Origin of the sequence: Gordonia sp. 'Campus' (genome assembly GCF_022206305.1) — a bacterium.
Classification (GTDB): Bacteria; Actinomycetota; Actinomycetes; order Mycobacteriales; family Mycobacteriaceae; genus Gordonia.
In genome coordinates, this window is the sequence record NZ_JAKOIW010000005.1 from 47,326 (window position 1) to 73,545 (window position 26,220).

The 26,220-nt window shown below is 66.3% G+C and carries 26 protein-coding genes; 14 read left to right on the forward strand and 12 right to left on the reverse strand.

The genetic code is table 11. The features are described 5' to 3' along the window. Positions 1 to 714: an AIM24 family protein gene (locus MAY35_RS07205; RefSeq protein WP_238420238.1), complete on the forward strand. Its 714-nt coding sequence runs from the start codon at positions 1 to 3 to the stop codon at positions 712 to 714. After that, positions 711 to 1,475, forward strand: a complete 765-nt coding sequence (locus MAY35_RS07210; RefSeq protein ID WP_238420240.1) for an AIM24 family protein — start codon at positions 711 to 713, stop codon at positions 1,473 to 1,475. Before MAY35_RS07205 ends, MAY35_RS07210 begins: the two co-directional genes overlap by 4 nt. 109 nt (positions 1,476 to 1,584) lie before the next feature. Here the strand turns inward: MAY35_RS07210 and MAY35_RS07215 are convergent, their stop codons facing one another. The 4 genes from MAY35_RS07215 to MAY35_RS07230 form a co-directional block, all read right to left on the reverse strand. Continuing rightward, the gene (locus MAY35_RS07215; protein ID WP_238420242.1) at positions 1,585 to 2,751 is read right to left on the reverse strand and encodes a DUF475 domain-containing protein; all 1,167 of its coding nucleotides are present in this window, start codon (positions 2,749 to 2,751) and stop codon (positions 1,585 to 1,587) included. Between the two features lie 143 nt (positions 2,752 to 2,894). Then, complete coding sequence (locus MAY35_RS07220) at positions 2,895 to 3,470, reverse strand: TerD family protein (RefSeq protein WP_238420244.1); 576 nt, start codon at positions 3,468 to 3,470, stop codon at positions 2,895 to 2,897. A gap of 298 nt (positions 3,471 to 3,768) precedes the next feature. Continuing rightward, positions 3,769 to 4,860: an inositol-3-phosphate synthase gene (locus MAY35_RS07225; protein ID WP_004020652.1), complete on the reverse strand. Its 1,092-nt coding sequence runs from the start codon at positions 4,858 to 4,860 to the stop codon at positions 3,769 to 3,771. Further along, positions 4,853 to 5,611 (reverse strand): PadR family transcriptional regulator, encoded by a 759-nt coding sequence (locus MAY35_RS07230; RefSeq protein WP_238420246.1) that lies wholly within the window; start codon positions 5,609 to 5,611, stop codon positions 4,853 to 4,855. Before MAY35_RS07230 ends, MAY35_RS07225 begins: the two co-directional genes overlap by 8 nt. 249 nt (positions 5,612 to 5,860) lie before the next feature. On the opposite strand from MAY35_RS07230, the gene MAY35_RS07235 reads away from it, so the two are divergent. The 5 genes from MAY35_RS07235 (at position 5,861) to MAY35_RS07255 (ending at position 11,801) form a co-directional block, all read left to right on the forward strand. Then, positions 5,861 to 6,253 carry a DUF5318 family protein gene (locus tag MAY35_RS07235; RefSeq protein WP_238420248.1) on the forward strand — a complete coding sequence of 131 codons (393 nt, stop codon included), beginning with the start codon at positions 5,861 to 5,863 and terminating at the stop codon, positions 6,251 to 6,253. A gap of 159 nt (positions 6,254 to 6,412) precedes the next feature. Beyond that, entirely contained in the window at positions 6,413 to 8,755 is a 2,343-nt protein-coding gene (locus MAY35_RS07240) for a transglycosylase domain-containing protein (protein ID WP_238420250.1), read from the forward strand. Continuing rightward, positions 8,712 to 10,358 (forward strand): glycosyltransferase family 87 protein, encoded by a 1,647-nt coding sequence (locus MAY35_RS07245; protein ID WP_238420252.1) that lies wholly within the window; start codon positions 8,712 to 8,714, stop codon positions 10,356 to 10,358. The genes MAY35_RS07240 and MAY35_RS07245 overlap by 44 nt, the downstream gene beginning before the upstream one ends. A 42-nt stretch (positions 10,359 to 10,400) precedes the next feature. Next, positions 10,401 to 11,345: a hypothetical protein gene (locus tag MAY35_RS07250; protein ID WP_238420254.1), complete on the forward strand. Its 945-nt coding sequence runs from the start codon at positions 10,401 to 10,403 to the stop codon at positions 11,343 to 11,345. 36 nt (positions 11,346 to 11,381) lie between these two features. Continuing rightward, a complete protein-coding gene (locus MAY35_RS07255) occupies positions 11,382 to 11,801 on the forward strand; it encodes a hypothetical protein (protein WP_238420256.1) in 420 nt (139 codons plus the stop codon). Here the strand turns inward: MAY35_RS07255 and MAY35_RS07260 are convergent. Then, positions 11,798 to 12,379, reverse strand: coding sequence for a GNAT family N-acetyltransferase (locus MAY35_RS07260; RefSeq protein WP_238420258.1), 582 nt, complete (start codon positions 12,377 to 12,379; stop codon positions 11,798 to 11,800). The two genes, MAY35_RS07255 and MAY35_RS07260, sit on opposite strands and share 4 nt — an antisense overlap. Continuing rightward, on the reverse strand, positions 12,376 to 13,887 hold the full coding sequence (locus MAY35_RS07265; RefSeq protein WP_238420259.1) for a hypothetical protein: 1,512 nt from the start codon (positions 13,885 to 13,887) through the stop codon (positions 12,376 to 12,378). Before MAY35_RS07265 ends, MAY35_RS07260 begins: the two co-directional genes overlap by 4 nt. A 167-nt stretch (positions 13,888 to 14,054) precedes the next feature. On the opposite strand from MAY35_RS07265, the gene rpsF reads away from it, so the two are divergent. The 4 genes from rpsF (at position 14,055) to rplI (ending at position 15,792) form a co-directional block, all read left to right on the forward strand. Beyond that, positions 14,055 to 14,336, forward strand: a complete 282-nt coding sequence (rpsF, locus tag MAY35_RS07270) for a 30S ribosomal protein S6 (protein ID WP_058252882.1) — start codon at positions 14,055 to 14,057, stop codon at positions 14,334 to 14,336. A 115-nt stretch (positions 14,337 to 14,451) separates the two neighbouring features. Further along, positions 14,452 to 14,976, forward strand: coding sequence for a single-stranded DNA-binding protein (locus MAY35_RS07275; protein ID WP_238420260.1), 525 nt, complete (start codon positions 14,452 to 14,454; stop codon positions 14,974 to 14,976). Between the two features lie 83 nt (positions 14,977 to 15,059). After that, entirely contained in the window at positions 15,060 to 15,317 is a 258-nt protein-coding gene (rpsR, locus tag MAY35_RS07280) for a 30S ribosomal protein S18 (protein ID WP_004020662.1), read from the forward strand. Positions 15,318 to 15,336: 19 nt separating this feature from the next. Then, a complete protein-coding gene (gene rplI, locus MAY35_RS07285; RefSeq protein ID WP_238420261.1) occupies positions 15,337 to 15,792 on the forward strand; it encodes a 50S ribosomal protein L9 in 456 nt (151 codons plus the stop codon). A gap of 82 nt (positions 15,793 to 15,874) precedes the next feature. Here the strand turns inward: rplI and MAY35_RS07290 are convergent, their stop codons facing one another. Beyond that, positions 15,875 to 16,552 (reverse strand): hypothetical protein, encoded by a 678-nt coding sequence (locus MAY35_RS07290; protein ID WP_238420262.1) that lies wholly within the window; start codon positions 16,550 to 16,552, stop codon positions 15,875 to 15,877. 567 nt (positions 16,553 to 17,119) lie between these two features. On the opposite strand from MAY35_RS07290, the gene dnaB reads away from it, so the two are divergent. From dnaB to MAY35_RS07305, 3 genes are all read left to right on the forward strand, one after another. After that, positions 17,120 to 19,351 carry a replicative DNA helicase gene (dnaB, locus tag MAY35_RS07295; RefSeq protein ID WP_238420263.1) on the forward strand — a complete coding sequence of 744 codons (2,232 nt, stop codon included), beginning with the start codon at positions 17,120 to 17,122 and terminating at the stop codon, positions 19,349 to 19,351. Between the two features lie 166 nt (positions 19,352 to 19,517). Then, positions 19,518 to 20,549: a hypothetical protein gene (locus MAY35_RS07300; RefSeq protein ID WP_238420264.1), complete on the forward strand. Its 1,032-nt coding sequence runs from the start codon at positions 19,518 to 19,520 to the stop codon at positions 20,547 to 20,549. 148 nt (positions 20,550 to 20,697) lie between these two features. Further along, complete coding sequence (locus tag MAY35_RS07305) at positions 20,698 to 21,999, forward strand: nitrate/nitrite transporter (RefSeq protein ID WP_238420265.1); 1,302 nt, start codon at positions 20,698 to 20,700, stop codon at positions 21,997 to 21,999. A 52-nt stretch (positions 22,000 to 22,051) separates the two neighbouring features. Here MAY35_RS07305 and MAY35_RS07310 read toward each other — a convergent pair whose 3' ends face one another. From MAY35_RS07310 to MAY35_RS07330, 5 genes are all read right to left on the reverse strand, one after another. After that, a complete protein-coding gene (locus tag MAY35_RS07310) occupies positions 22,052 to 22,273 on the reverse strand; it encodes a hypothetical protein (RefSeq protein WP_238420267.1) in 222 nt (73 codons plus the stop codon). A 234-nt stretch (positions 22,274 to 22,507) separates the two neighbouring features. Continuing rightward, positions 22,508 to 23,902, reverse strand: a complete 1,395-nt coding sequence (locus tag MAY35_RS07315; protein WP_238420268.1) for an SRPBCC family protein — start codon at positions 23,900 to 23,902, stop codon at positions 22,508 to 22,510. After that, the gene (locus tag MAY35_RS07320; protein WP_004020683.1) at positions 23,899 to 24,204 is read right to left on the reverse strand and encodes a hypothetical protein; all 306 of its coding nucleotides are present in this window, start codon (positions 24,202 to 24,204) and stop codon (positions 23,899 to 23,901) included. The genes MAY35_RS07315 and MAY35_RS07320 overlap by 4 nt, the downstream gene beginning before the upstream one ends. A gap of 112 nt (positions 24,205 to 24,316) precedes the next feature. Continuing rightward, positions 24,317 to 25,063 carry a ThuA domain-containing protein gene (locus MAY35_RS07325; protein WP_238420269.1) on the reverse strand — a complete coding sequence of 249 codons (747 nt, stop codon included), beginning with the start codon at positions 25,061 to 25,063 and terminating at the stop codon, positions 24,317 to 24,319. Between the two features lie 70 nt (positions 25,064 to 25,133). Further along, a complete protein-coding gene (locus tag MAY35_RS07330) occupies positions 25,134 to 25,994 on the reverse strand; it encodes a TetR/AcrR family transcriptional regulator (RefSeq protein ID WP_238420270.1) in 861 nt (286 codons plus the stop codon). Positions 25,995 to 26,220 lie beyond the last annotated feature (226 nt).

Here is a 26,220-nt window from a genome sequence, read left to right on the forward strand (position 1 = left end):
ATGTTCACCAAGATCAACAGCAAGGTCGTCTCCGTCGACATCGGGCGCACCGGTCCCGTCGTCGCCCGGCGTGGGGCGATGCTTTTCTACAAGGGCAACGTCCACTTCCAGCCCCACCAGATCGCCGGGGCGGGCGGCATGGGCGGCGGCATGCCGGGTCTGGGTGGCATGGGCGGCATGGCCGGCCGCATGCTCGCCGGCGAGCACGAGTCGACGATGATCGCGCAGGGCCAGGGCGAGGTCCACTACGGGTTCCTGGGCATCGAAGCACATGTCGTGGATCTCGGCGCGGTCGGCGGAATGATCCGCGTCGAGGCATCTCGTCTGCTGGCCTACGGAGCCAATCTGCAGGCATCGGTGGTCTCGGTCGCCTCCCAGGGCGGCGGTGGCGGCGGTGGTGGCCTCTTCGGGGCGTTGCGTTCCGCGGCCGCCGGAGCCGTCACGGGCCAGGGCATGTTCACGACGCAACTCTCCGGTCCCGGCTCGGCGGTCCTGCTGGGGCACGGTGGCGTCTTCGAACTCGAGGTGTCGCCGAACAAGCCGCCGGTCACCGTCGACCCACAGGCCTTTGTCGGCTCGGCCGGACAGGTCAACACATCGCTGCGATCGGCGATGAGCTGGCGCAACGTCGGCCGGAGCGGCGGCGAGGCAATGCAATTGGAGTGCACCGGCCAGGGTGTCGTGTACGTGCAGGCATCGGAGGAGAAACTGTGAGCCAACTCAACACGGTGTGGAATCCGATGACGCTGCCGTCGGATGACAATGTGCCGGACAACAACTACTCGTTCTGCATCGACCTCAACCAGCCCTGGTTCATGTCCAAGGGCGCGATGATCGCCTATTACGGGCAGATGCAGTTCACCGCGCTCACCCAAGGGCTGCAGGGCAACATGCTGCAGATGGTCGCCCAGCAGTTCTCGGCGCCGCTCTACCTCGGCGACTACGTGGTGGCCGAGGGCCAGGGCAAGCTCATCATCGGCGACCGCGGATACGACATCAACGCGTACGATCTCGAGGACGGCAACCTCACCATCCGCGCCGCCAATCTGCTTGCCTTCCAGCCCAATCTGTCGCTGAACCAGTCGATCGTGCCGGGTTTCCTCACGCTCATCGGCACCGGCAAGTTCCTGGCGTCGTCCAACGGTCCGGTCATGTTCGTCGAACCGCCCGTGCGCGTGGACCCGGAAGCGCTTGTCGGATGGTCGGATTGCCCGTCGCCGAGTCATCACTACGACGAGGCGTGGGTCAACGGCTTCATCGCCGCCGCTGGACGCCGGATGGGTCTCAACTCCGGTGAGGAGCGCCAGTTCGACTTCACCGGCGCCGGAACCGTTCTGGTCCAGTCCAGCGAGAAGGTCCGCGACGACACCTCCGTCCTGCGCACCATCCAGGGCCATCTCCCCGGCATGTCGGTCCCGAGCCTGCACCAGATCAACCAGCAGATCACCCAGCAATTGGGCCAGCAGCAGGGCTGAGCCTCACGCCGAAACAACTGCGCCGCAGATCCGACGAGGATCTGCGGCGCAGTTGTTTCGCCCATGTGCTCCCTGAACTGCGAGGAACGAGGCGACGAGCCTCGAAGGGTCAGATGTTGACCCGATCCTCCTCGCCCTTCGCGGCGAGGCGGTTTCGCCGGACGATGCTGGAGATCAGTGCGGCGATGATCAGCGCGACACCGATGAGGCCGGTGATGACCTCCGGAACGTGGGTGCCGATCGAGTACAGCAGGATGAACGCCAGCGCACCGATGGCCCAGTGGGCGCCGTGCTCGAGGTACACGTACTCCGAGAGCGTGCCCTTGCGCACCAGGTAGACGGTGAGCGAACGGACGAACATCGCGCCGATGAGGCCGAGGCCGAGGGCGATGATGATCGGGTCCGCGGTGATCGCGAACGCGCCGATGACGCCGTCGAACGAGAACGACGCATCGAGCACCTCGAGGTAGAGGAACAGGAAGAAGCCCGCCTTGCCGGTGGCCTTGGCCAGGTCCGAGGGGCCGGACTTACCGGTGGACTTGTCGCCGGCCTTCTCGACCGCCGACTTCTCCGCGGCATCGGTGCCGGGTTCGGCCGACTCGTCGTCTTCTTCGGTCTCGACGTTGAAGTACTCGCCGAGGCCGTTGACCAGGATGTAGGTGATCATGCCGAGCGCACCGGCGATCATGACCGTCGACCGCTCGTCGGCGGGCGCGATGTAGGTGGCGGTGAGCACGAGGAGCGTGATCGCGATGACGACCTCGAGCATCTCCAGCTTGCCGATCTTCTCGAGCGGGCGCTCGATCCAGGTCAGCCAGGTCAGTTCCTTCTGCTCGAAGACGAAGCCCAGGAAGAGCATCAGCAGGAACATGCCGCCGAACGCCGCGATCTGCGGGTGGGCGTCGGTGATGATCGTCTCGTAGCTCGGATCACCGTTGGCGAAGTACGCCGCGTCATTGGGTGGGGGGTTCAGCGCGAGGTCGAGTGCGTCGACCGGGTTGAGCCCCGACGCGAGCCACACGATGACCAGCGGGAACACCAGGCGCATGCCGAAGACGGCGATCAGGATGCCGATGGTGAGGAAGATCTTCTGCCAGAACTCGCTCATCCGGCGGAGGATCGTGGCGTTGATGACCGCGTTGTCGAAGGACAGCGAGATCTCGAAGACGCCGAGGATGGCGGTCAGGATCAGCGCTTCGACACCGCCATAGAGGAACGCGATGATCAGCGACACGATCGTCACGACGACCGAGAGGCCGAAAATTCTTACTACCACTGGGTTGTGGCCTTTCTAGGGTGCGTGTGGTCCAGCCGACCGCATCGTCGGAGAGGAGTGTGACATGCGGATGCCGCACCCGCCAGTAGGGCGAGTGCGGCATCCACGGGCACGTCAGGCGGACAGCCGGAGTCGTAAACGACTCAGACGTTCACACCGAAGTCGCGGGCGATGCCCGCGAGACCCGAGGCGTACCCCTGGCCGACCGCGCGGAACTTCCACTCCGACCCGTGACGGTACAGCTCACCGAAGACCATGGCGGTCTCGGTGGAGGCGTCCTCACTGAGGTCGTAGCGGGCGATCTCGGCACCGCCGGCCTGGTTCACGACGCGGATGAACGCATTGCGGACCTGACCGAACGACTGCGAGCGCGCGTCCGCGTCGTAGATCGAGACGGGGAAGACGATGGACTCGATGTTCGGCGGAACGCCGGCGAGGTCGACCTTGATGACCTCGTCGTCGCCTTCGCCCTCACCGGTCAGGTTGTCACCGGTGTGCTCGATGGAGCCGTCCGGAGAACGCAGGTTGTTGAAGAAGACGAAGTGCTGGTCGGAGACGACCTTCTTGTCGGCGCCCAGCGCGATGGCGCTCGCGTCGAGGTCGAAGTCGGTTCCGGTGGTGGTCCGGATGTCCCAGCCGAGACCGACCGAGACCGCAGTCAGGCCCGGAGCCTCCTTGGTCAGCGAAACGTTGCCGCCCTTGCTCAGGCTCACGCCCATGGTTTGCGCCTTTCTGTTGGTACGGAGTCTGGTGATGTCCGATGTGCCCGATCCCGGGCCTTCGGAGCAACCGACAACACTCTATGTGACGGCTGGGCGGGGGTCATTGAGTTGACCGGATGACCTGGGGTTTCGGCAGCGGCGAAACCTCGGGTCCGCACATGTTCACGTCCAGTGCACCCGTCGTTCGAGAAACGAGACCGCCCACCGGCGGCAGGACCGTCGACGGTGGGGTCGTCGGTCGCCTCCGGTGGGCGGTCTCGTCAGGAACTGTTGTTGCCGAGCCGTTCTACGAGACTCAGGCCTCGATGATGAACTCTTCGAGCTGAGCGCGCGCGACGTCGTCGGCGAGCTGCTTCGGCGGGGACTTCATCAGGTAGGCCGAGGCCGGGATGACGGGTCCGCCGATGCCGCGGTCCTTGGCGATCTTGGCGGCACGCACGGCGTCGATGATGATGCCGGCCGAGTTGGGGGAGTCCCAGACCTCGAGCTTGTACTCGAGGTTCAGCGGCACGTCACCGAAGGCGCGGCCTTCGAGGCGGACGTAGGCCCACTTGCGGTCGTCGAGCCACGCGACGTGATCCGACGGGCCGATGTGGACGTTCTTGTCCTCGACCTTGCCGGCGAGCGAGCCGGTCAGGTTGGAGGTCACGGCCTGGGTCTTCGAGACCTTCTTGGACTCCAGACGCTCACGCTCGAGCATGTTCTTGAAGTCCATGTTGCCGCCGACGTTGAGCTGGTAGGTGCGGTCGAGGGTGACGCCGCGATCCTCGAACAGCTTCGCCATCACGCGGTGGGTGATGGTGGCGCCGACCTGGCTCTTGATGTCGTCGCCGACGATCGGGACACCGGCGTCGGCGAACTTCTGGGCCCACTCGGGGTCCGACGCGATGAACACGGGGAGTGCGTTGACGAAGGCGACGCCGGCGTCGATGCAGCACTGGGCGTAGAACTTGTCGGCCTGCTCGGAGCCGACCGGGAGGTAGCTGACGAGGACGTCGACCTCGTTGTCCTTGAGTGCTTGGACGATGTCGACACCGGAACCGTCTGCCTCGGTGATGGTCTCGAGGTAGTACTTGCCGAGGCCGTCGAGGGTGTGGCCGCGCTGGACGGTGACACCGGTCGGCGGGACGTCGGCGATCTTGATGGTGTTGTTCTCGCTCGCGAAGATCGCGTCGGACAGGTCGAAGCCGACCTTCTTGGCGTCCACGTCGAACGCGGCGACGAACTCGACGTCGCGGACGTGGTACGGGCCGAACTTCACGTGCATCAGGCCGGGAACGCTGGAGTTCTCGTCGGCGTCCTTGTAGTACTGCACGCCCTGCACCAGGGATGAAGCGCAGTTTCCTACGCCCACAATGGCAACGCGCACCTTATTGGGCTCACCCATGGTCGGGTTCTCCTTCTTCTCGCGGCATCGCAGTCGTTCGCTGCGCAACCGGTGTTTTCCGTTGCTCGGGTTCTTCGAGCTCTGCGTCCCGGCTCGGCGTCGAGTCCGGGTCTTGATATTCGTCATCGGATCGTCCGGGATCGGTCTTCGACCTCGAATCGACAAGTGACCGTTCGGTGTCGACGACGTCGTCGTCGAACCGGCCGCCGAACGGGTCTGTTTCCCCGTCCTGCTGCGAACTCTCGGCCGCGATCAACTCGTTGAGCCAGCGGACCTCGCGTTCGCTGGACTCGAGACTCAGTTGATGCAGCTGCCGGGTGTAGCGGTCGACGGTCCGGTTGGACCGGCCGACGATCTCCCGCAATCCCTCTCGCCGTTCCTCGACCTGCCGGCGGCGACCCTCGAGGATGCGCATGCGCGCGACCGCGGGGGTCCGGCTGAAGAACGCCAGATGCACACCGAATCCGTCGTCGGTGTAGTTCTGGGGCCCCGTGTCGGCGACCAGCTCGGCGAACCGTTCCCGACCCGCGTCGGTGAGCTGATAGACACGACGACCACGCCGCACCTTCACGCCCAGGGGCGTTTCCGGTTCGTCGATGAGGCCGTCGGCCTGCATGCGACGCAGCGTGGGGTAGAGCGAGCCGTACGAGAACGCACGGAATGCGCCGAGCAGGCCGGTGAGCCGCTTGCGCAGCTCATAGCCATGCATGGGGGATTCGAGAAGCAAACCGAGAATGGCCAGCTCGAGCACTGCGCCACCCCCTCCACGGTCCCGATGATCTGTCACTTCCAACTCGGAGAGCGATATGCGGACGTACTGTGACGCGCCGACACCTCACTCCGATGCATTCGCCAATGTATCGCACCGATATAAACAAGTCCACGAGTGGTCAGACGAAACCTGGACTCCGTCTCGGGCGGACCGATGAGCTCCAGGCACCCGCCGGACGTCGGACCCGTCGCGCCGACGCGCCGTCGACGACCACGTACCCTGAGAAACGTGCAACGCCAGATCGTCGACTACGCCCTGCAGCGGCGCGCTCGGCTGTCCTCGGTCCACGCGGGCCGGACCGCCGTGGCTGAGGTCTGCGATGCGAGTCCGTACCTTCTGCGCGCGGCGAAGTTCCATGGCCGGACCAGCGAGACGATGTGCCCGATCTGCCGTAAAGAACAAGTCACCCTCGTGTCATGGGTGTTCGGTGATCGCCTGGGTCAGGTGAGCGGTTCGGCCCGCAGCGCCGAGGAGATCACCCGGCTCGCGACGACTGCCGAGGAGTTCTCGGTGCACGTGGTCGAGGTGTGCCGGACCTGCAGCTGGAACCATTTGGTGCAGTCGTACGTTGCCGGGCTGCCGCCGCGGTCGACGCGTCGTACACGACGCGTGGCCAAATAGCGCGTGGGCCTGCGGTTTTTTGCCCGGGCCCATCGTTTGCTGTCACAGTGGAGTCTGCTGTCAGTGGATTCCGCTGCCGCAGTGACGCGGCACGAGGCCAGATGAAGTGACCCGCGGCCGCCCGGCGAGATGCTGTGCGGCCCGGTAGGAAGGTGGACGATGAGCGAGGCACGTGGTTCTTCGCCCACGCCGCGAGGTACCGGAATCCGTCCCGGTACGGGCGGTGGCGGACAGAGCAGCGCACAGAGGACAGCGACCAAGCACCGGCGTTTCGCATGGGCGCTGGGCATCGTCGGGGCGATGGTCCCGGCGATCGTGCTGGTCCTGATCATGGCGTTCGCGTTCACCTATTTCACCGCCGAGATCCCCGAACCCGATGTCAGCCAGAAGGCGACCATCGTCGACACGTCGGGCCGCACCCTCGCCGACGTCACCTCGCCCGACGGCAACCGCACGGTGGTGCCTTTCGACGAGATCCCGGAGACGATGAAGCAGGCCATCGTGGCGGCCGAGGACCGCGAGTTCTGGACCAACAACGGATTCTCGCCCCGCGGCCTGTCCCGCGCGGCCATCGGCCAGATCACCGGCAACCAGACAGCCGGCGGTGGTTCCACCATCACCCAGCAGTACGTCAAGAACGCGATCGTCGGCGACGAACGCAGCTTCGATCGGAAGTTCAAAGAGCTCGCCATCGCCGCGAAGATGAACGACCGGCACGGCTGGTCCAAGGAGAAGGTCCTCGAGGCCTACCTCAACACCATCTACTTCGGGCGCGGCGCCTACGGAATCGCCGTGGCGGCGCAGAAGTTCTTCAACAAGTCGATCACCGACAAGCGTCGCGCCGAGCGCAATCCGCTGACCTTCGAGGAGGCGGCACTGCTGTCGGCGGTCATCCGCGCGCCGTCGTACTACGACCCCGACACCAACCGCGAGGTCACCGAAGCGCGCTGGCGTTACGTGCTCGACGGGATGGTCGCCACCGGCGCGATCACCCGTCAGCAGGCCGATTCGGCCGTCTTCCCGAAGACGATCAAGGCCCGCGTCAGCGACACCGACGAGACACCGGGACCCAACGGACTCATCAAGCGGCAAGTGCTCGCCGAGCTCAACCGCATCGGCATCACCGACAAGCAACTGCGTACCGGCGGTCTGAAGATCAGCACCACGATCGACCCGCAGGTTCAGAACGGCGTCGTGCAGGCGGCGTGCCGCAAGAACCGGATCTACAACTGCCCCGAGGGTGAGCTGAACGGCGAGCCCAAGGACCTGCTCGCCTCAGCCGTGTCCATCGACCCACAGACCGGCGGTGTGCGCGGCTACTACGGCGGTGACAACCCGGGTGGCTGGGACCTGGCCCAGGCCGGTCTGCAGACCGGTTCGTCGTTCAAGGTGTTCGCGCTCGTCGCGGCCCTCGAGCAGGACATCCCGCTGTCGAAGACCTACAGTTCGGCACCGTTCCAGGCCAGCGGCGGCCTGACGGTCGAGAACTCCGACGGCGAGAGCTGCGGCACCTGCAACCTGGCGACCGCCATGAAGATGTCGTTGAACACCGTGTACTACCGGCTGATGATGGATCTCAACGGTGGCGCGCGTGCGGTCGCCGACGCCGCGCACAAGGCCGGCGTCGCGGAGTCCTTCGGCAACATCGAAAAGACGCTGGAGGAGGCGAACGGGCAGCCCGAGGGCGGCGTGGTCCTCGGTCAGTACCAGTCGCGGGTCATCGACATGGCCTCGGCATACGCCACGCTCGCCGCGTCGGGCGTCTATCACGAGCCCTACTTCGTCCAGAAGGTCGTCGACTCCGAGGGGCAGGTCCTCTACGAGCGCAAGACCGAGGGCAAGCGCGTCTTCCCCGCGAAGGTCGCCGACAACGTGACCGCGGCCCTCGAGCCGATCGCGGGCTACTCGAACGGCAACTCGCTGTACGACTCCTCGCTCGGATCGCGGCCGTCCGCGGCGAAGACCGGCACCGTCCAGCTCGGAGACACCGGACAGAACAAGGACGCCTGGATGGTCGGGTACACCCCGCAGTTGTCCACGGCGGTCTGGGTCGGTACCAGCGACGGCACGGCGCTGACCAACTACAACGGTGCGTCGATCTACGGCAGCGGCCTTCCGTCGTCGATCTGGAAGTCGGCCATGGACGCCGCGCTCGAGGGCAAGGAGATCAAGCAGTTCCCCGAGCCGGAGGAGATCGGCGGGGTGGCCGGCGTGCCGTATGAGGCGCCGGTGACCACCGAAGCGCCCACCAGGTCCTCGCGTGGACCCTCGGTGCCGACTTTCGACATCCCCGATCAGGGCGGTGACGGCAACCTGACCCTCGCGCCGGGCGTGACGATCCCCATCCCGGGCGCCCCGCGCAACGGCGGTGGCGGTGGCGGGAACAGCCCGGGCGGCGGGCTGGCCCCCGGTGGCCCGGACGGTGGCGATTCCGGCGGTGGCGCACCCGGTGGTGGCGATGGTGAGGACGGCGGAGGAGTCCCTGAACCGCCCATCGGCTGACCAGGACCCCGCAGCCGAATCGGCTCCGCCGAGTGGCTCTGAACCGGTCTGGGACAGCCCCGCACCCCTGGCAAGCGACCGTCGCGTCGACGACGCTCGGATCCTGCCGTCGCGCACGGACACGATCGCGCGCGAGGCCAGTTCACTCGTCGGTGGACCCGTCGGTGCGCATGCGGTCGTCGGTCGCAGTCGTCATCTGACACCGCTGCGCGTGTTGTTCGCGCTGGCACTCTGCGGTCTGGCGCTGGGCTGGTTCGGCAAGGCGGGTTGTCTCCAGCAGGCGCCGCCCGACGACGGAACGGCCGGCCGGGCGGGTGCGGAGATGCGGCTCGACTGGGACGACCAACGTCAGTTCACCAATCTCTGCTACTCCGACGTGATCAGCCTGTTCGGCGCCGAGCGGCTGAACCAGGGAGCGCTGCCGTATCGCGACTTCTGGTTCCAGGAGGACTCCGAGGGCCAGACCATCAAGCGGTACATGGAGTATCCCGTGCTGACCGGGATGTTCATGTACGGCGCCGCGCAGCTGAGCCGAGGGTGGTCCTGGGTCGAGGACAACTGGGGTGTGCCCGGAGCGCTCGACGTCGTCCTGTTCTTCACCATCGTGGCCCTGGGCTTGACGGCATTCTGGCTGATCACCATCTGGGCGACAGCGCTCACCGCCCGCACCCGAATGTGGTCGGTATGGCTCGTGGCGCTCTCTCCGCTCGTGTTCGTGCATGCCTTCACCAACTTCGATGCCATCGCGACCGCCGCGGTCGCCGTGGCGCTGCTGGCCTGGTCGCGAGACCGGCCCTGGCTCACCGGGGTGTGTATCGGGCTGGGCGCCGCGGCGAAGCTGTATCCGGCTCTGTTGCTCGTCGTTCTGGGTGCCCTGTGCCTTCGCACCGGCAAGGTCCGGGAATTCGGCTGTGTCGCTGCGGCAGCGGTGGGTTCCTGGTTGGTGGTCAATCTGCCGGTCCTGATCCCGTACCCGACGGGTTGGTGGGAGTTCTTCCGCTTCAACGCCGATCGGTCGGCGGACCCCGACACGATCTACCGGATCGTCGCCGATGCCGCCGGTTTCACATGGAACATCGATCTACTGAACGCGCTCTCCGTCGGGTTGACGGTCGCGGTGATCGTCGCGGTGGCGGCCATCGGTATCTGGGCGCCGCGCCGTCCGCGGGTGGCGCAACTGGCATTCCTGGCGGTGGCCGGCTTCCTGCTGGTGAACAAGGTCTGGAGCCCGCAGTACTCGCTGTGGTTGGTTCCGCTTGCCGTGCTGGCGATTCCGCACACGCGTCTCCTGCTGGCCTGGATGACGGTCGACGCCCTGATCTGGATACCGCGGATGAGCCTGTTCCTCGACGCCGAACGCCGCTGGCTGCCCGACGAGTGGTTCACCGCGGGCGTCGTGGTACGCGGCCTTCTGGTCATCGCCCTGTGTGCGGTCGTCGTGTGGCAGATCTGGCATCCGCAGGACGACCTGATCCGGCAGGGAAACGACGGCCGCCGTTACGACGATCCGGCCGGTGGGGTTCTCGACGGCGCGCCGGACCGGATCGCCCGGCGGACACGACGGCACGACTCAGACCGACACGTCCCGGTCGGGGTCGGTTGATCTCGCGGGAACCGAACCCGCCTCCGGTGCGTCCAACGAACCATGACACCCACCGCAGTGGCCCTGCCCGAAGACCTGACCGCCTGGCTCGCGACGGGCGATCGCGCCGCCGAACTACGTGCTGATTCCGTCGCGGTCGACCACGAGTGGTGGACGTCTGCGCTCGACCAGTACGGACTGTCGGACCCCCTGTGCGGCAACACGATCAGCCGGGAGGACTTGTTCGCGCTGGGCGGCAGGGCGGTCGACTCGCCCGAGGGGGCGATCGCACTGCTGTGGAACGTCGTCGCCTTCTGCCTCGGCCGTCAGAACGCCGACGGCAAGAAACGGATCGCCGCGGTCGCCGCGGATCGCAAACGCCTCGGAGCGCTGCTGCGCGACGCCGCCCAGGCCAGTCGAGAGGACCCGGGCGCCGCCTACGCCATGCTTCGACCGGACAAGGGCAGCAACACCATCGACCGCCTGGGACCCGGCGGATTCACGTGGTTCCTGTACTTCGCCGGTGCCGGTGATCCGAGACATCCCAGCCCGGTGCTCGAGGCCAGGCCCGCCCGGACGCTGCGTCGCGCAGGGTGGCAGGACCTGCGTTCGACGACGTGGACCGCGGCCGACTACGTCGCCTACTCCCGACTCGTCGACCGCTGGCGCGTCGAGTCCGGGGCCGAGCGCAACGACGTCATCGTGCGCGGACTGTTCGCGATCGCGCCGCCGACCGGCTGGGATCACCCGTGGCAGGCGTGGGAGCGACAGACGTGGGAGCGGGAGAACTGGGTACGTGGTCCGCTCACGACCGACGACCTGAAGATCGTCCATCGCTGGTTGTCGACCCTGGCCTCGCTGACGCCGAGATCGGCAGCGGCACAGTCGGAGTTCCGCGACCTGGGGCACAAGATCAACACCGCGCTGGGCGGAGGCGTCGGCGAGATCTCCGCTGCCCGCTTCGGCGACGACCGGTACTCGCGATCTTATTTCGACGATCACTACTGAGGGTTGGACCCGACTTTTCGTGGGTACTGTCGGATCATGTCGGATACCGCACCACAGATCCCGGACAACACCGTCGATGCCGTCGGCAAAGTAGGGGAGGCGCTGGAGTACATCGAACGTGCCCGCGGCCACCTCTACGCTTTCCACCAACTCATCGGTCGGGGAGACCTTCTCCTCGGCGAAGCGGTCGACGAGTTGCGCGAGGCCGGTCATGCCGAGTTCGCCGACGAACTGTCCACCGACCTGGTCGGGCGCAACGTCCTCGACGGTCGGTGGACCTTCCAGGTGGTCGAAGAGTTCGACGACATCTACTGGGGACCCCTGCGCGAGTATGTGTCTCGAGTCCGATCGGACCTGACCGACGGGCAGCGGCACGTACACGAGGCGCGGATGAAAGAAGACCGCCGCACACACGGGCACGCCGAGCACACCAAAAAGCCCGGAACGGACGCCTAGCTCGAAAGACGCTGCAGCAGGTTCGCTTTCGCCGCCGGCCAGTCGTCGTCGGTCATGGCGTACAGGGCGGTGGTGCGCCAGCCGTCGTCGAAACGGCGATGCTTGCGCAGCAGCCCCTCGAAACTCGCACCGAGCTTGGTGATGGCCGCTCGCGACTGTTCGTTGCGCTCGTGCGTGTGCCAGGTGAGACGCACGGCGCCGCACTCCTCGAATGCGTGACGCATCAGCAGATATTTGGCGGTCGGGTTCACCGCTGTCCCCTGCACCCGTTCGCTGTAGAAGGTGTACCCGATGCACGCGGAGCGATGTGTCTCGTCGATCTCGTAGAAACTCGTCGATCCGAGCAGGGTGCCGTCGGTGTTGTCGACGACCGCGAACGCGACTCGTGACTCGAGGTCGGCGAGCGCCGCGTCGACGAAGCGTCGTGCGCTGCCGCTGTCGACCGGTATGCCGGGCACCCATCGGAATCGGTCCGGGTCACCGACGACCCGGTTGAGTGCGTCGATGTCACCGACGCCGAGGGGCCGCAGTGTGACCCGTTCGCCCACAAGGGGACCCGTTCCCAACCAGGTGCTCATGTCGACTCTCCCGCGCGTCGTCCGCCCCGGGCCGTCGGCACCCCGCTGTTCGGTCGAAGGTCGTCCGGACGGGGCTCGATCAGTTCGGGGTCGGACGCCTGGTGATGGAAGGGTTTGTGCGCATGCTTCCCGATCGAGGCGAGCGGCTCGCGCAGCGGGGTGCCGACGAAGGAGAAGATCAGGTAGGCAAGCAGCGCTGCGTGCACCCACACCGAACCGGCGACTCCGGTGAGAATCCACCACGGCAACGGGTCACCGGCGTCGCGGATGGGGAACAGCCGGAAGATGGTCAGGTCCAGGGCGACGTCGGCCAGCAGGTACGCCACGATCACCGGCCGGCGAACCTGCATCAGCACGAAGAACGGCAGGATCCACAGGGTGTACTGCGGGGAATGCACCTTGTGGAACAACATGAACCCGGCGAGCATCGCGGCGCTGACGCCGATCCACGGGAAGAACCCGAGCTGCTCGTAGCGTCGCCACCCGAGGTACATGGCGGTCGCGAACGCCGCCAGGATGAGCAGCGGCGACGCGACGCCGACGATGGAGTGATAGCTGTCGGTCGTCCCGGTGATGTACCGCAGACCCCAGTACCAGATCGAGTTGGTGTCGACGTCGGCGCGGCGTCGGCTCTGGAAGGACAGCGCCGCCTTCCACCCGTCGAACCCCAGCACCATGAAGGGCAGCTGGATCGCGACGACCGTGATGATCGCCGCGCCCGCCACCCACGCGGCCCCCACCCAGTCGAGACCGCGGCGCGCGACGCTGCGCGCGCCACCGAGACCGCCGGTGAGTACGTAAGCGGCCAGCGGCAGCACGAAGATCCCGGGATAGAGCTTGAGGCAGAACCCGATGGCGAGCAGGACCGCCGCCGCGACACCGGCCGTCCGGAGCTGGAGTCGATGCCGGCCCGTGACCGGGTCCGTGGACGCGCCCCAGGTCACCACGGCGATCGCGCCGACCGCGGTCGCCACGACCGGCAGCTCCCAGTTGTGAAACGAATAGAGCACCAGCGGCGGTGTCGCCGCCCACAGCAGTGCCCACCACCGCACCATCACCGCCAGGAGGATGGTGATCGCGATGCCGAACGGCGCGAGCAGCAGCGCCGACCGGACGAAGAACTCGGTGTCGTTGTCGGCGCCGGTCGCCCCGAAGAACATGAGGAGTCCCGAGAGCACCGGGTATTCGACGACGCCACCGAACAGTGTTCCGTCCGAGCCGATTCCGCCGTGGATGTACGGGAAGACGTGGTTGTTGATGTCGCGCCCGAGCCAGAGATACATCAAGTCCGAGTAGCAGGGGATCAGTGCCCCCGATTCGCCGGTCGGCCAGTTCTCACTGCGGCCGAGCGCGTCGAAAGGCGCACCGCCGCAGCGGAGCTTGGCCTGGAAGCTCCAGAACATCGTCACGGTGGTTGCCAACACCGACACGAGCACGATGAGCGCCGTCTCGCCACGGCCGGACAGCTGCGGAGACCTCCGGCGAGAGAACGTCCGCGGCTCCGACATGGCCAACAGACTAGGTGGTCGTGCGCCCCGCCGCCGAAGCGGCCCGTGACCGCGGATTTCTCTGCGAACGGCCAGGTCATGTATCTTGGACCGGTTGCCGACGCAGGCGACCCTCCTGCCACGGACAGTCCGTGGCCGACCTAGCCCATAGGAGGTGATGTGGTCTTATGCGTCACTACGAATTGATGGTCATCCTCGATCCGAATCTGGACGAGCGCACCGTCGCACCCTCACTCGATACTTTCCTCAATGTTGTCCGCAAGGATGGCGGCTCGGTGGATGGCGTCGACATCTGGGGCAAGCGCCGTCTTGCCTACGAGATCCTCAAGCACAACGAGGGCATCTACGCCGTGATCGATCTCAATGCCGAGCCCGCCACGGTCTCCGAGCTCGATCGTCAGCTCAAGCTGAACGAGTCGGTTCTGCGCACCAAGGTCCTGCGGAAGTAATCCACAGGGTTTCTTGATCGTCTGAACACGTCGGTACCGGGTTCTAGGGTTGGACCCAGAACACCCGGTGCATGTCGATCAGCGAGTGCCCACCAACGACCCAAGGGGAACACACATGGCAGGCGACACGGTCATCACCGTCATCGGCAATCTCACCGCCGACCCGGAATTGCGGTTCACGCCGTCCGGTGCAGCGGTTGCCAACTTCACGGTGGCTTCCACTCCGCGCACTTTCGACCGTCAGACCAATGAGTGGAAGGACGGCGAAGCGCTGTTCCTCCGCTGCAACATCTGGCGCGACGCCGCGGAGAACGTGACCGAAAGCCTGACCAAGGGTTCCCGGGTGATCGTGCAGGGACGGCTCAAGCAGCGGTCCTACGAAACCAAAGAAGGCGAACGACGCACGGTCGTGGAACTCGAGGTCGACGAGATCGGCCCCTCGCTGCGTTACGCAACCGCCAAGGTCAATCGGGCCTCGCGCGGCGGCGGCGGTGGCGGCGGCGGATTCGGTTCCGGTGGCGGCGGCGGTAGCCGCGGCGGCGGATCGAACCAGCAGGTTGCCGATGATCCCTGGGGCAGCGCGCCTGCCAGCAACAGCGGGGGATCGTTCGGCGGCGGGGACGACGAACCACCTTTCTGATATCGCTCGGGGCATGATCTCCGCCCCGAACAGCCCGGGAACGGTCCCGACCGTCCCGAAGCATTGACTGGAGCAACACACACATGGCAAAGGCAAAGCCGAGCCGGAAGCCTCGCGTCGAGAAGGTCACCAAGACCAAGGCGTGCAGCTTCTGCAAGGACAAGAAGGCCGTCATCGACTACAAGGACACGGCGCTGCTGCGTCGTTTCCTGTCCGACCGCGGCAAGATCCGGTCGCGTCGCGTGACCGGTAACTGCGTGCAGCATCAGCGCGACGTCGCTGTGGCAGTGAAGAACTCGCGTGAGGTGGCCCTGCTGCCCTTCACCTCGACCAGCCGATAAGCGGAAAGGATCAGTTGACATGAAGCTCATCCTCACCGCCGCTGTGGAGAACCTCGGCGAAGCCGGCGACATCGTCGTGGTCAAGGACGGCTACGGCCGCAACTACCTGCTGCCCCGCGGCCTGGCCATCAAGGCCACCCGTGGAGCCGAGAAGCAGGTCGAGGGCATCCGGCGTTCGCAGGAGGCCCGCGAGGTCCGCGGTCTCGAGCACGCCAACGAGCTGAAGCAGGCCCTCGAAGGCCTCGCCGACGTATCGCTGGACGTGAAGACCCACGACTCGGGCAAGCTGTTCGGTTCGGTCACCGCGGCAGACGTCGCCGGTGCCATCAAGACCGCGGGCGGCCCGACCGTCGACAAGCGCAGCGTCGAACTGCCCAAGGGGCACATCAAGGCCACCGGCAGCTACCCGGTCACCGTCAATCTGCATCCGCAGGTGTCGGCGACCGTCCAGCTCGCCGTCGTCGCCGCGAGCTGACCCACGCGTTCAACACACGAAGCCGGGTGGAGATCCTCCACCCGGCTTCGTGGTGTCTGCGGAAGTCCTACTCCGGGAATTCCTACTTGGGCGCCGGGGGAGTTGCCGGCAGCTGGTTCCAGTACTGGAGTCGCGGCGGCAGATACTGCGGTGCGGGGTTGGCGCTGTGGGCGACCGCGTTGTTCCCGGGCCCCAAGGTGTCCCAGGACGGGAAGAAGAACTTGTGCCAGGCAGGCGTGAAGATCAGCGCACGCTGACCGGTGCGGCACGCCACGGTGTCCCGCCTGGGCACTGTGCACGTGACGCCGGCGATGGTGACCCGTTTGCCCACTCCCAGCACGGGCGGGCGGAAGCCGGCGTTCGATCCGAATCGGTACGTCTGGGTGTTCCGTGCCCACCACGGCCCTTGCTGGTCGTCGGAGATGGCGGCGCCCAGGGCATCCGGAGGAGCGGTCGCGGGGCGACCCTGGCAGCCGACGTAGCGGTAGCCGGGGCCGACCTGACACATCCATCGTCCGGTTGTGAAGAAGGAGCGGCCGTTGTCGGCGTAGGCGAGCGAACGGAACAGCGTCGGGTCGACGGGTTGATACCGGGAGAGGTCGAACTCGACGGGCATGGACGGTCCGGGCGCGGCCACCGCGGGTGGCGCCGATGCGACGCCGGCCGCCACTGTCAGGGCAGCCAGCACGACGGTGACCCGTCGGCGCGCGACTCGTCGGATGACCCCGGAACCCAACCCCAACCTCGACACGCTCGACATTGCATCACACCGGACGCCGGGTTGTCGTCGATCAGCGGTAAGTCGGACGACTGATCAACTGGATCACCGCCTTGACGAGGTGTAACGCGGACCACACCGGATGTTCACCCGAATATTCGCCACGCGATGTTGAACACCGAGGCGCAACACGCCCGCAAGGCGACTCGCCGGAGAAATCCGAGCGATTTCCAATTAGTTGATTGTGGAAATTAGCCAGCGCGTTGACCTGCGTAAACAGGCTTGCTCACACCCGAATTCCTCAGGTTGTCCACAAAGGGTGCACAACGCGTCCCCGTGCGACTCACACTCCGTCCACAAGTGCTCCCCAGATTCATCAACAGGTCGGTTTGAGTCGCCGTCGCAGACGTCCTAGTGTCACGCTCCAGCGTCTCCGACCGTTTCTGCGCCCCGGCAATGTCGTATGCCGGTGCGACGATCGGCAGAGACTACCGAACACGACGTCGACACCGGGGACTCGCGACGTGGCCTACCGGGGCCGACACCACACTTCAAAGTCGTACTCATCGAAGTCGGGTGGGATCGAGCGTTGCGAGAGGTTTGACACGCGTGGCTGTTGTGGATGACCGCGGGCGCGGCCCCGCCGCCGGAGGCCGAGGCCGGGGAGACGACGAGCCCCCCGCCGAGGAGTTCGGTCGGCAGCCCCCGCAGGATCTGGCGGCCGAGCAGTCCGTGCTCGGCGGAATGTTGCTGTCCAAAGACGCGGTCGCCGACGTCGTCGAGAAGATCCGCACCGCCGACTTCTACCGACCGGCGCACCAAGCGGTCTTCGAGGCGATCCTGACCCTGTACTCCAAGGGCGAGCCCGCCGACGCCGTGACGGTCGCGGCCGAACTCGAGCGCGCGGGGGAGCTCAAGCGCATCGGCGGTGCGCCGTATCTGCACACCCTCATCTCCACGGTGCCGACGGCCGCCAACGCCGGTTACTACGCGGAGATCGTCGCCGAGAAGGCTCTTCTGCGTCGTCTCGTGGAGGCGGGCACCCGCATCGTCCAGTACGGCTATGCGGGCGCCGACGGCCAGGACGTGGCCGAGGTGGTCGACCGCGCCCAGGCGGAGGTCTACGAGGTCACCGAGAAGCGGACTGCCGAGGACTACGTCCCCCTCGAGGATCTGCTGCAGCCGACGATGGACGAGATCGACTCCATCGCGTCGCGGGGCGGTATCTCGCTCGGTGTCCCGACCGGGTTCGCCGACTTCGACAAGCTCACCAACGGGCTGCACCCGGGCCAGATGATCATCGTCGCGGCCCGCCCCGGTGTCGGCAAGGCGCTCGCCCTCGACACCCCGCTGCCGACCCCGTCCGGATGGACCACCATGGGCAAGGTCGCCGTGGGCGATCTCCTCCTCGACGCGCACGGCCGTCCGACGCGTGTCGTCGCCGCCACCGAGGTGATGACCGAACGTCCCTGCTACGAAGTCGAATTCAACGACGGCGCGATGATCGTCGCCGACGAACAGCACCAGTGGGCGGCGGAGATCGACGGCGAGCGTCAGGTGATCACAACCGCCGGGCTCCGCGCCCATGTGGGATGCGCCGTCGTGCGGAACACCGCGCCGCTCGAACTGCCGCGCAAGAGGTTCGCCTACGGCCCGTACACGGTGGCGGCGCTGGCCGGGATGGCCTTCGACGACCCGGAGATCGGCATGCGGATCGACGCGGAGGGGCCCGTCGACGTGATGACGTTGATGGCCGACCTCGGTGGACGCATCCCGTATGAGTACCTGCGGGGTTCGATCGCGCAGCGTCGGGCATTGCTCGCGGGGTTGCTCGACGCCCGCGCCACGGTCGACGACGACGGATGGATCACGGTGCCCGCGGCGACGCGGCACATGACCGCCGTCGTCGCCGACCTCGTGGCCGGACTCGGTTTCAACTACAAGCGCTCGGCGACCGGCTGGCTGCGGGTCGACGCCGACGACGACGTGTTCACCGTTCACCACAAAGCCATTCGGCACAAAGAACTTCGACGCAAGGCGGGTGTTCGACGGGTTGTCGCGGTCCGTCCGGTCGACCCGGTGCCCGTGCGTTGCGTCGAGGTCGACAACGACGAGCATCTCTACCTCGCCGGTGAGGCGATGGTCCCGACCCACAACTCGACCCTCGCCATGGACTTCCTGCGATCCGCGGCGATCGGGCACGGTCTCACCGCTGCCATGTTCTCGCTGGAGATGAGCAAGACCGAGATCGTCATGCGTCTGTTGTCGGCGGAGGCAAAGATCAAGCTCGCCGACATGCGTGCCGGCACGATGAGCGACGACGACTGGACTCGCCTCGCCCGCCGGATGGGGGAGATCTCGGAGGCGCCGTTCTTCATCGACGACTCGCCCAACCTCACGATGATGGAGATCCGTGCCAAGGCGCGGCGTCTCAAGCAGCGCCACGACCTGAAAGTCGTTGCGGTGGACTACATGCAGCTGATGACGTCGGGCAAAAAGGTCGAGTCCCGCCAGCAGGAGGTCTCGGAGTTCTCCCGCCAGCTGAAGCTGCTGGCCAAGGAACTCGAGGTGCCGGTCATCGCGATCAGCCAGCTCAACCGTGGCCCCGAGCAGCGCACGGACAAGAAGCCTCAGGTCTCGGACCTGCGTGAGTCGGGCTCGCTGGAGCAGGACGCCGACATGGTCATCCTGCTGCACCGACCCGACTCGATCGAGCGCGACGACCCGCGTGCCGGTGAGGCCGACATCATCGTCGGCAAGCACCGTAACGGCCCGACCGCCACGATCACCGTCGCGCACCAGCTGCACCTGAGCCGGTTCGTGGACATGGCGCGGGGGTAGTCCGGCCCTCTCCTGAGCGTGGGTTGAGAACTCACTGATAATCCCGCCACCTGCGCCTTCTCGATGAGGGATGTCGCCGGCCGGCCGGGTAGCGTGCGTCCGGGACGTGTCCACGAGGGTCGTGGCGGAGTTCGGATCGGTCGGCGTTGTGAGTGTGAAAAGCATTGTGAGCAAGCGTGTCCCGGCGTCGATGGTGCCGGTGGGTGCGCTTGCGGTGTTGTTGACGGCGCTGCTGGTCGGCGGGGCGGTCTACCTGGCCTTGCCCACGGGCACGGCAGACGCCGAGGACACCAGACCGCCCGCCGAGCAGATCGATGCCGCCAGTGACTCCGTGTCGTCGGCCAAGATGATGTTTCAGCTGATGTCGGCCGGCCTGAACAGCGCGACCGGCGGCATCGCGACAGCGACCGCGAGTGCACGCGACGTGTTCGACGCCGTCGACACCGCCGCCTCCGCATCGGATCAACTGGTGCGGGGTCTGGGCAACGCCCCGAATGTGTCGTCGGCGACCCGTCAGGTGAACGATGGTGCGCTTGCGGTGTCGTCGGTTCTCGGGCAGGTGTCCTCGCTGTCGAACTCGGTGACGCAACTCGATTCGCTCGTGACTCCGCTCATCGGCTATCTCGAGACGGCGCGGACTCCAGGATCGGCTGACGCCCTCGAACGGCTTCGTGCGCTGCAGGGGTCGAGTCGGGAGATCGGTGAGCAGCTCGGCTCCCTCGACTCGCTGCAAGGTGAGTTGGCGACGATGCGGAAGTCTCTCGACTCCTCCGCGAGCGGCATCGACTCCGCGATCACCCAGGCGCAGACCGCGGCCGGCCAGCTCTCGACGGGACTCAACCGTCTCGCGTCGGCGCGGGCGGACACCGTGAGCGCCACCGACAAGGTGAACGCCGGCGTGAAGCAACTCCAGGGCGTGCTCAACTCGATCAATGACGACCTCGACAACGCGTCGACCAATCTGACGCCCGCAACGTCCGACGCGGCCGCGCCCCCGGCGTCGAACGAGTCGGTCGGCAGCGTCGCCGAACGTGTGAGCTCGGCGGTCGTCGTCGGTTCGGGAGTGGGCGCGATCCTGTTGGCCCTGCTCCTGATTCGAGTGGCCCGGGCGCGGCACGACGGACCGGACGATGGTGCACTCGGCAACGAAGCCGATGACGCCGAACTGGTCGGGGCGTCGGCGGGCGCGGACCGCTGACAAGGCACTGCAGAGTGCGGGATCCGTCGCGGAATCCGGCATCGAGGCCGCACTCTGCGGGGCACTCGCAACGAAAGCGCACCGTGCCGGACAATAGTTAGGTGATCGAAAGAGTCTCTGCGATTCGGCCGCTCGGTGAGGCGCACCGATGACCTTGCCGTTCAATTCGCGGCAGGCGATGACCATCTGGGTCGTCGGCGTCGGGGTCTATTTCGTCGCAGTGCTGCAGCGCTCGTCATTGGCGGTCGCCGGCCTGTTGGCGGCCGAGCGTTTCGAGATCAGCGCCTCGCAACTGTCGACGTTCGTCGTGCTCCAGTTGCTGGTGTACGCGTTGATGCAGGTCCCGGTCGGTCTTCTCGTCGACCGATTCGGTCCGCGTCGGGTTCTTCTGACCGGCACGCTGATCCTCTCGATGGCTCAGCTGAGCTTCGCGTTCGCGGACAACTACACCTGGGCGCTGTCGTCTCGGTTCTTCGTGGGCGTCGGCGATGCCATGACGTTCGTGTGCGTGCTGCGCCTGGTCTCGAGTTGGTTCCCGGCCCGGCGTGTTCCGCTGATGACGCAGCTCACCGGCGTGCTCGGCCAGCTCGGCGCGGTCGCGGCCGCGATACCGATGACATGGGCGTTGTCCTCGTGGGGTTGGAGTCGCGCGTACACGGCAACTGCCGGGCTCGGCGTCGTCCTGCTCGTGGCCACCGTGTTCGTCGTGCGGGATTCTGCGACGGTCCGATCGATATCGGGCCCAGGGCTCGGGCCGGCCGGTATTCGGCGCAACCTCCGAGAGTCGTGGGAGCACCCGGGTACCCGACTGGGTTTCTGGATGCACTTCTCGACGCATTTCAGCGCGACCGTGCTGGGTCTGCTGTGGGGATATCCATTCTTCGTGGAGGGTCAGGGGGTGAGCTCCGCAGCGGCGGGATCGCTCCTGACGATCATGGTGTTCGCCATCATGGCCTTCGGACCGATCTTCGCGTGGCTGATCACCCGGTGGCCCTGGCACAGATCGACGGTGGTGTTGGCGGTGCTCGCTGGTATCGCGACCACGTGGACGGTGGTGTTGGCATGGCCCGGCGGTGCGCCGTTCTGGCTTCTCGTGCTCCTGGTGGTGGTCTGTGGGATGGGCGGCCCGGCGTCGATGATCGGATTCGATGTCGGCCGCACGTCCAATCCGGCCGCCCGCGCGGGCACTGCCACCGGGATCATCAATCAGGCGGGATTCATCGCGAGTCTGATCCTCGCGGGGCTCATCGGCCTCATCCTCGACTGGCGAACCCCCGACGGTGCTCAGGGGTATCCGCCCGAGGCCTTCACCTGGGCGATGTCGGCGCAATTCGTGCTCTGGGGACTCGGGGCCGCGCAGATCTATCGCTATCGACGCAAAGGGCGCGCACGTTTGGTGCGTGAGGATCCAGATCGATGGTCGAATCGCACGCGCAGAGTGCGGGACTAGTACTGGATTCCGTTACCCATCCCGCACTCTGCGATGGGCATCAGGTCTGGACTCAGCTCAGCAACAGCCATCCGAATCGCAGACAGAGCGCGGTGACACCGAAGCACGCGGTCGCGATCAGCCAGCGCCGCGCGAGTCGTTCAGCACGTACGTGATCGTCACCGGGCCGAAGGTAGACGTAGGCCGCCGTCATCGCGCACCCGGCAGCCGCCGCCCCGACGACCATCACCAGCGTCAACATCAACACATCACCCATCATGCCGAGGACCCACATGATGCGGAGTTGAGAACTGGACGTCCGCGACCCAGCGTGGCTGCACAGTCAACGAGTCAGACCGCACAGTCGACGGAATCGGACGCACGGTCGACGGAATCGGACGCACGGTCGACGGAAACAGCCGCACGGTCGACGGAAACTGCCGCACGGTCGACGGCGGAGGAACGAAATCGGCGCTGCGACCTCATCCGAAGTCGCAGCGCCGAGTCGAGACCATCGACGACGGGGGGATCAGTCGACGTCCTCGCCCACCCACTTCGCGAGCAGATGGTGCATGTGGCGGATCTTGAGTTCCTGGTAGCCCGCCAGCGGCAGGTACTTCTGCGTTGTCGTCTTCAGCCCGCGGTGCACCTTCGGCATGTTGTAGGCGTCCTGGTCGAAGACGCGGGCCGAGCTGCCGAGCACGGTCGCGTCGATCCAGGTCTGCTCCGGGGTCAGCCACTGGACCTTCGCCGCCGGCGGCCGCTCACCGGTGAACGGAGCGAGGAGGTAGACGTCCATGATGGAGGTGTCGTGGTCGTCGCCGTTGGGGCGGAACCGGTAGACGATCCGCTGATAGGCGCCCCACGGGTGGAAGTTCGGGAACACCGTGTAGTAGATGCTGTCCAGTGACTCGGCGTCGGACATGTTGTCCGCCTTGACATCACCGATGGTCTCACGAAGACCCTCACGGGCGAGCAGGCCGGACATCTCGCGAGCCGTGACGCCGTCGGGCAGTGTCACCATGGGGTCCTCGTCGATGCGCGCATCGACCATCGAGTCGAACATCTCCTGCTCGGTCGGGACGAACCTGATGTGCGGGCTCGGGACGCCGTTGGCGGTGATGCCGCGGTTGAAATTGCCCCAGGCGTCGTACTGACTGTTCGAATCACCCGTTCCCACAACGCGTTGCGGGTGGGTGGTCACGACGTGGAACGCCTCGGAGAATGCCTCCTGGGCGATCTTCCAATTCGCGTCGATCACCTTCGCCACGTGCGCCTGGATGTATCGGTCCTCCAGGGGCCAGGCCTCGAAGTGCTTGCCGAGGTCGCCGAGGAAGCTGGCGAGGGACTCCGATGCCGGGTCCATGTTGATGAAGACGAAACCGCCCCACGTGTCGACCTTGACCTGTGGGAGGTTCATGGTGCTCTTGTCGACGTGCGGGAAATCCCATTCGCACGTCATGGATTTCAGCGATCCGTCGAGATTCCAGCAGAAGCCGTGGAACGGGCACCGGAGGTCGTGTCCGGCGGGGCCGCTCTCCTCGCGGAGCGTGCGCCCGCGATGCAGGCACGAGTTGTAGAAGGCGCGGATCGACATGTCTTGTCCGCGTACGACCAGAATCGACTTCTCGCAGATCTCGTAGACGTGCGTGTCGCCGGGCTCGGGGATCTCCTCCTCGCGGCAAGCCATCTGCCAGACCTTGTACCACATACGATCTCGCTCGAGTTCGTGATACTTCCGGCTGATGTAGCGGGAGACCGGCACGAAGTTCTGGTCCTCGTAGAGGTCGTGGGTCTCCTCGCGCAGCACCTGGGGGACCGGGTGCGTGTCGGTGTCCAGCAGCCGCTGGTAGCTCTCGGCATAGTCGGACTGTTCATCCCGCGAAGCCGTCTGGTCGGCGGTACGAGTGTCGATCTCGGTCACAGTTTGCCTCCTTCGGCCAGGCGCGTGGCACGGGCTTCTTCGGCGAGTTTGTCCGCCTGCATCTTCTCGAGCAGCTTTGCGGCGCCCATGAATCGGCGGTTCTGGGTGATGGGCACGGGTTCGCGCGGCCCGAGGCCGACCCACCGGGCCATCTCCGGATCGACGGACTTCACCTCGCCGTGCAGGTAGCGGCCCTCCGGGTCGAAGGTGCCGGTCTTCCCGTCCTTGGTGGTGACGAGCACGTTGTAGTCCTCGTCGAATTCGTAGATGGCTCGACTCATCGGATGCCGGATCTGACGCATCGGGATCTCCTCGGTGGACTGGACTGTCGCCTCTTACTTGGCAACGTATGCACTTACTGTAGCACCGGGAGTGAGCAGCGACACATCGAACTGTATCGACTGTCAAAAAAGGTTAGCGTCGACGCGCGACCCAGGTCAGCGCGTTCGCGACCAGTGTGCGGTAGTGCGGGTCGCCGAGCGTTGCGGCGGTGTCGCCCGGTTGCAGGTAGACCAGTCGCGACCGTCCGTTGGTGCGGGACCATCCGACCAGCGACGAGCCGGGTTCGTGGTGCCAGCCCGCCCGCTCGTCACGCCGGCCGGACATGGCGAGTGCGGTGGAGAAGTGCACGTCCTCGGTCATCGGCGCATCAGTCCGCAGCAGCGGGGTCACCGAATCCTCGAACACCTCGCACAGATACGTCTCGTCGACGAGATCGAGATGAGTGGGCAGGCCGGCGACGACCGGGTGTTCGTCGTCGACGACGGAGATTCGCTGTGCCACAGCGTGCCGGTACCCCGAATCGGGGCGTTCTTCGCCGCGGACGGTCCCGGGCCAGTAGAGATAGCGTCCGCCGACGAACTCCGCCCACTCGTCCCAGGTCGCCCAGCTGGCGATGGCGTGGTGCAAGACCACATAACCGTGGCCGGTCCGGGGTGCGTCCCGCAGGCACGCGCGCAATGCATCCGGCGGTTCATGCGGCTCGGGCAGCGTCCCGGGCATGTCGTAGTGCAGGGATGCGTCGAAAACCGCGAGTCGATCCGGGCCGATCTCGGCATCGGGGTGTTCGAGCCAGGTGACCTCACCCGGCAGGGACTCGGCGAAGGCGGCGAAGGCCGTCCGGTCGAAGGAATGGCCGCCGGTGACCGCGAGGATGCGCATGAGGGACTCCAACCAGCATCGAAGTAACTGTGTCTTCGATCAAGTTACTGCAGTCCGGCTACCGGGGTGGTCAGCGTCCTTCGATCATCTTCGTGCAGACGTCGGTGGTCGCGGTGCGCAAGCTGGTCACGGGTATGTCCGACAACGGGCCGCCCTCGATACGCAGCGGCTGGATGGCGATGGTCATCGCGATCATGGTCCGGACCCGCAGCGTGCGGGCGGCGTGCTGGGCGGTTGCCGCGCGCCGGTTCGGCGGATCCTCACCGGCGGGGAAGTAGTCGAACGCACGCCGGATGTGGCGTTCCTCGTATTCCTTGGCCAGCAGTCGGGTGCCGGGTGTTGCACCGCCCGCCATCTGCAGGAACAGCATGCGTGCCGAATTCGGGTGCTCGGCGGTCCAGTCCCACACCGCGGAGACGACGTCCTTGAACGTGTCCGGGCCCGCCGACACATCATCGGGGCGGGCCGACTGGGCTGCCGCCGAACTCGCGTCCATGGCGTAACCCAGCGCGCTCTCGAACAGCTCCTCTTTGCTCGCGAAATGGTAGTAGACCGCGGTCGGCACCATCCCCGCCTCGGTGGCGATCTCCTGGATGGAGGCTTCGGCGAAGCCCTTTCGAGAGAAGACCCGCACGGCGGCCTTGACGATCAGATGCCGTCGCGACGGGCGATGTGCGGTCGTGCCGTTGCCGTTGCCGCCGCCGGTGGGCGCGGGTTCGGGGGAGGCTTCCGGCGGGGATGTCGACGATTCGTCAGCCGGCACCTCCCGGGCGGCGTCGGGCTCGACGCCATCGTCGAAGGCCACATCGTCGGCGGCCGGCGACGAGTCCCAGCCGAGCCAGTCCGCGTCCGGTCCGGTCGCGCCCGAATCCGGTGCCCCGGGGTCCGCCGCGCGGTCCGTCGTCGGATCGGTTCGCCTCGATCTCGCCACTCGTCCTCCTTCCCGTTACCTGGTGGTCGTCTGCCCGCGGTACGACCTCTGGCGTCGACAACGGGGTGCCAACAGGATGGCACAGCGGTTTGCAGGTCCCGATGCTGTCATGATCTATCGCATGGCGGGCAAGAATTCTTCAGGCCGAACTCCCTCTGGCCGGACTCCTTCTGGCCGGACTCCCTCTAGTCGCCGCGGCGCCGCAGGAACTCCGGCCGCGAGCGGG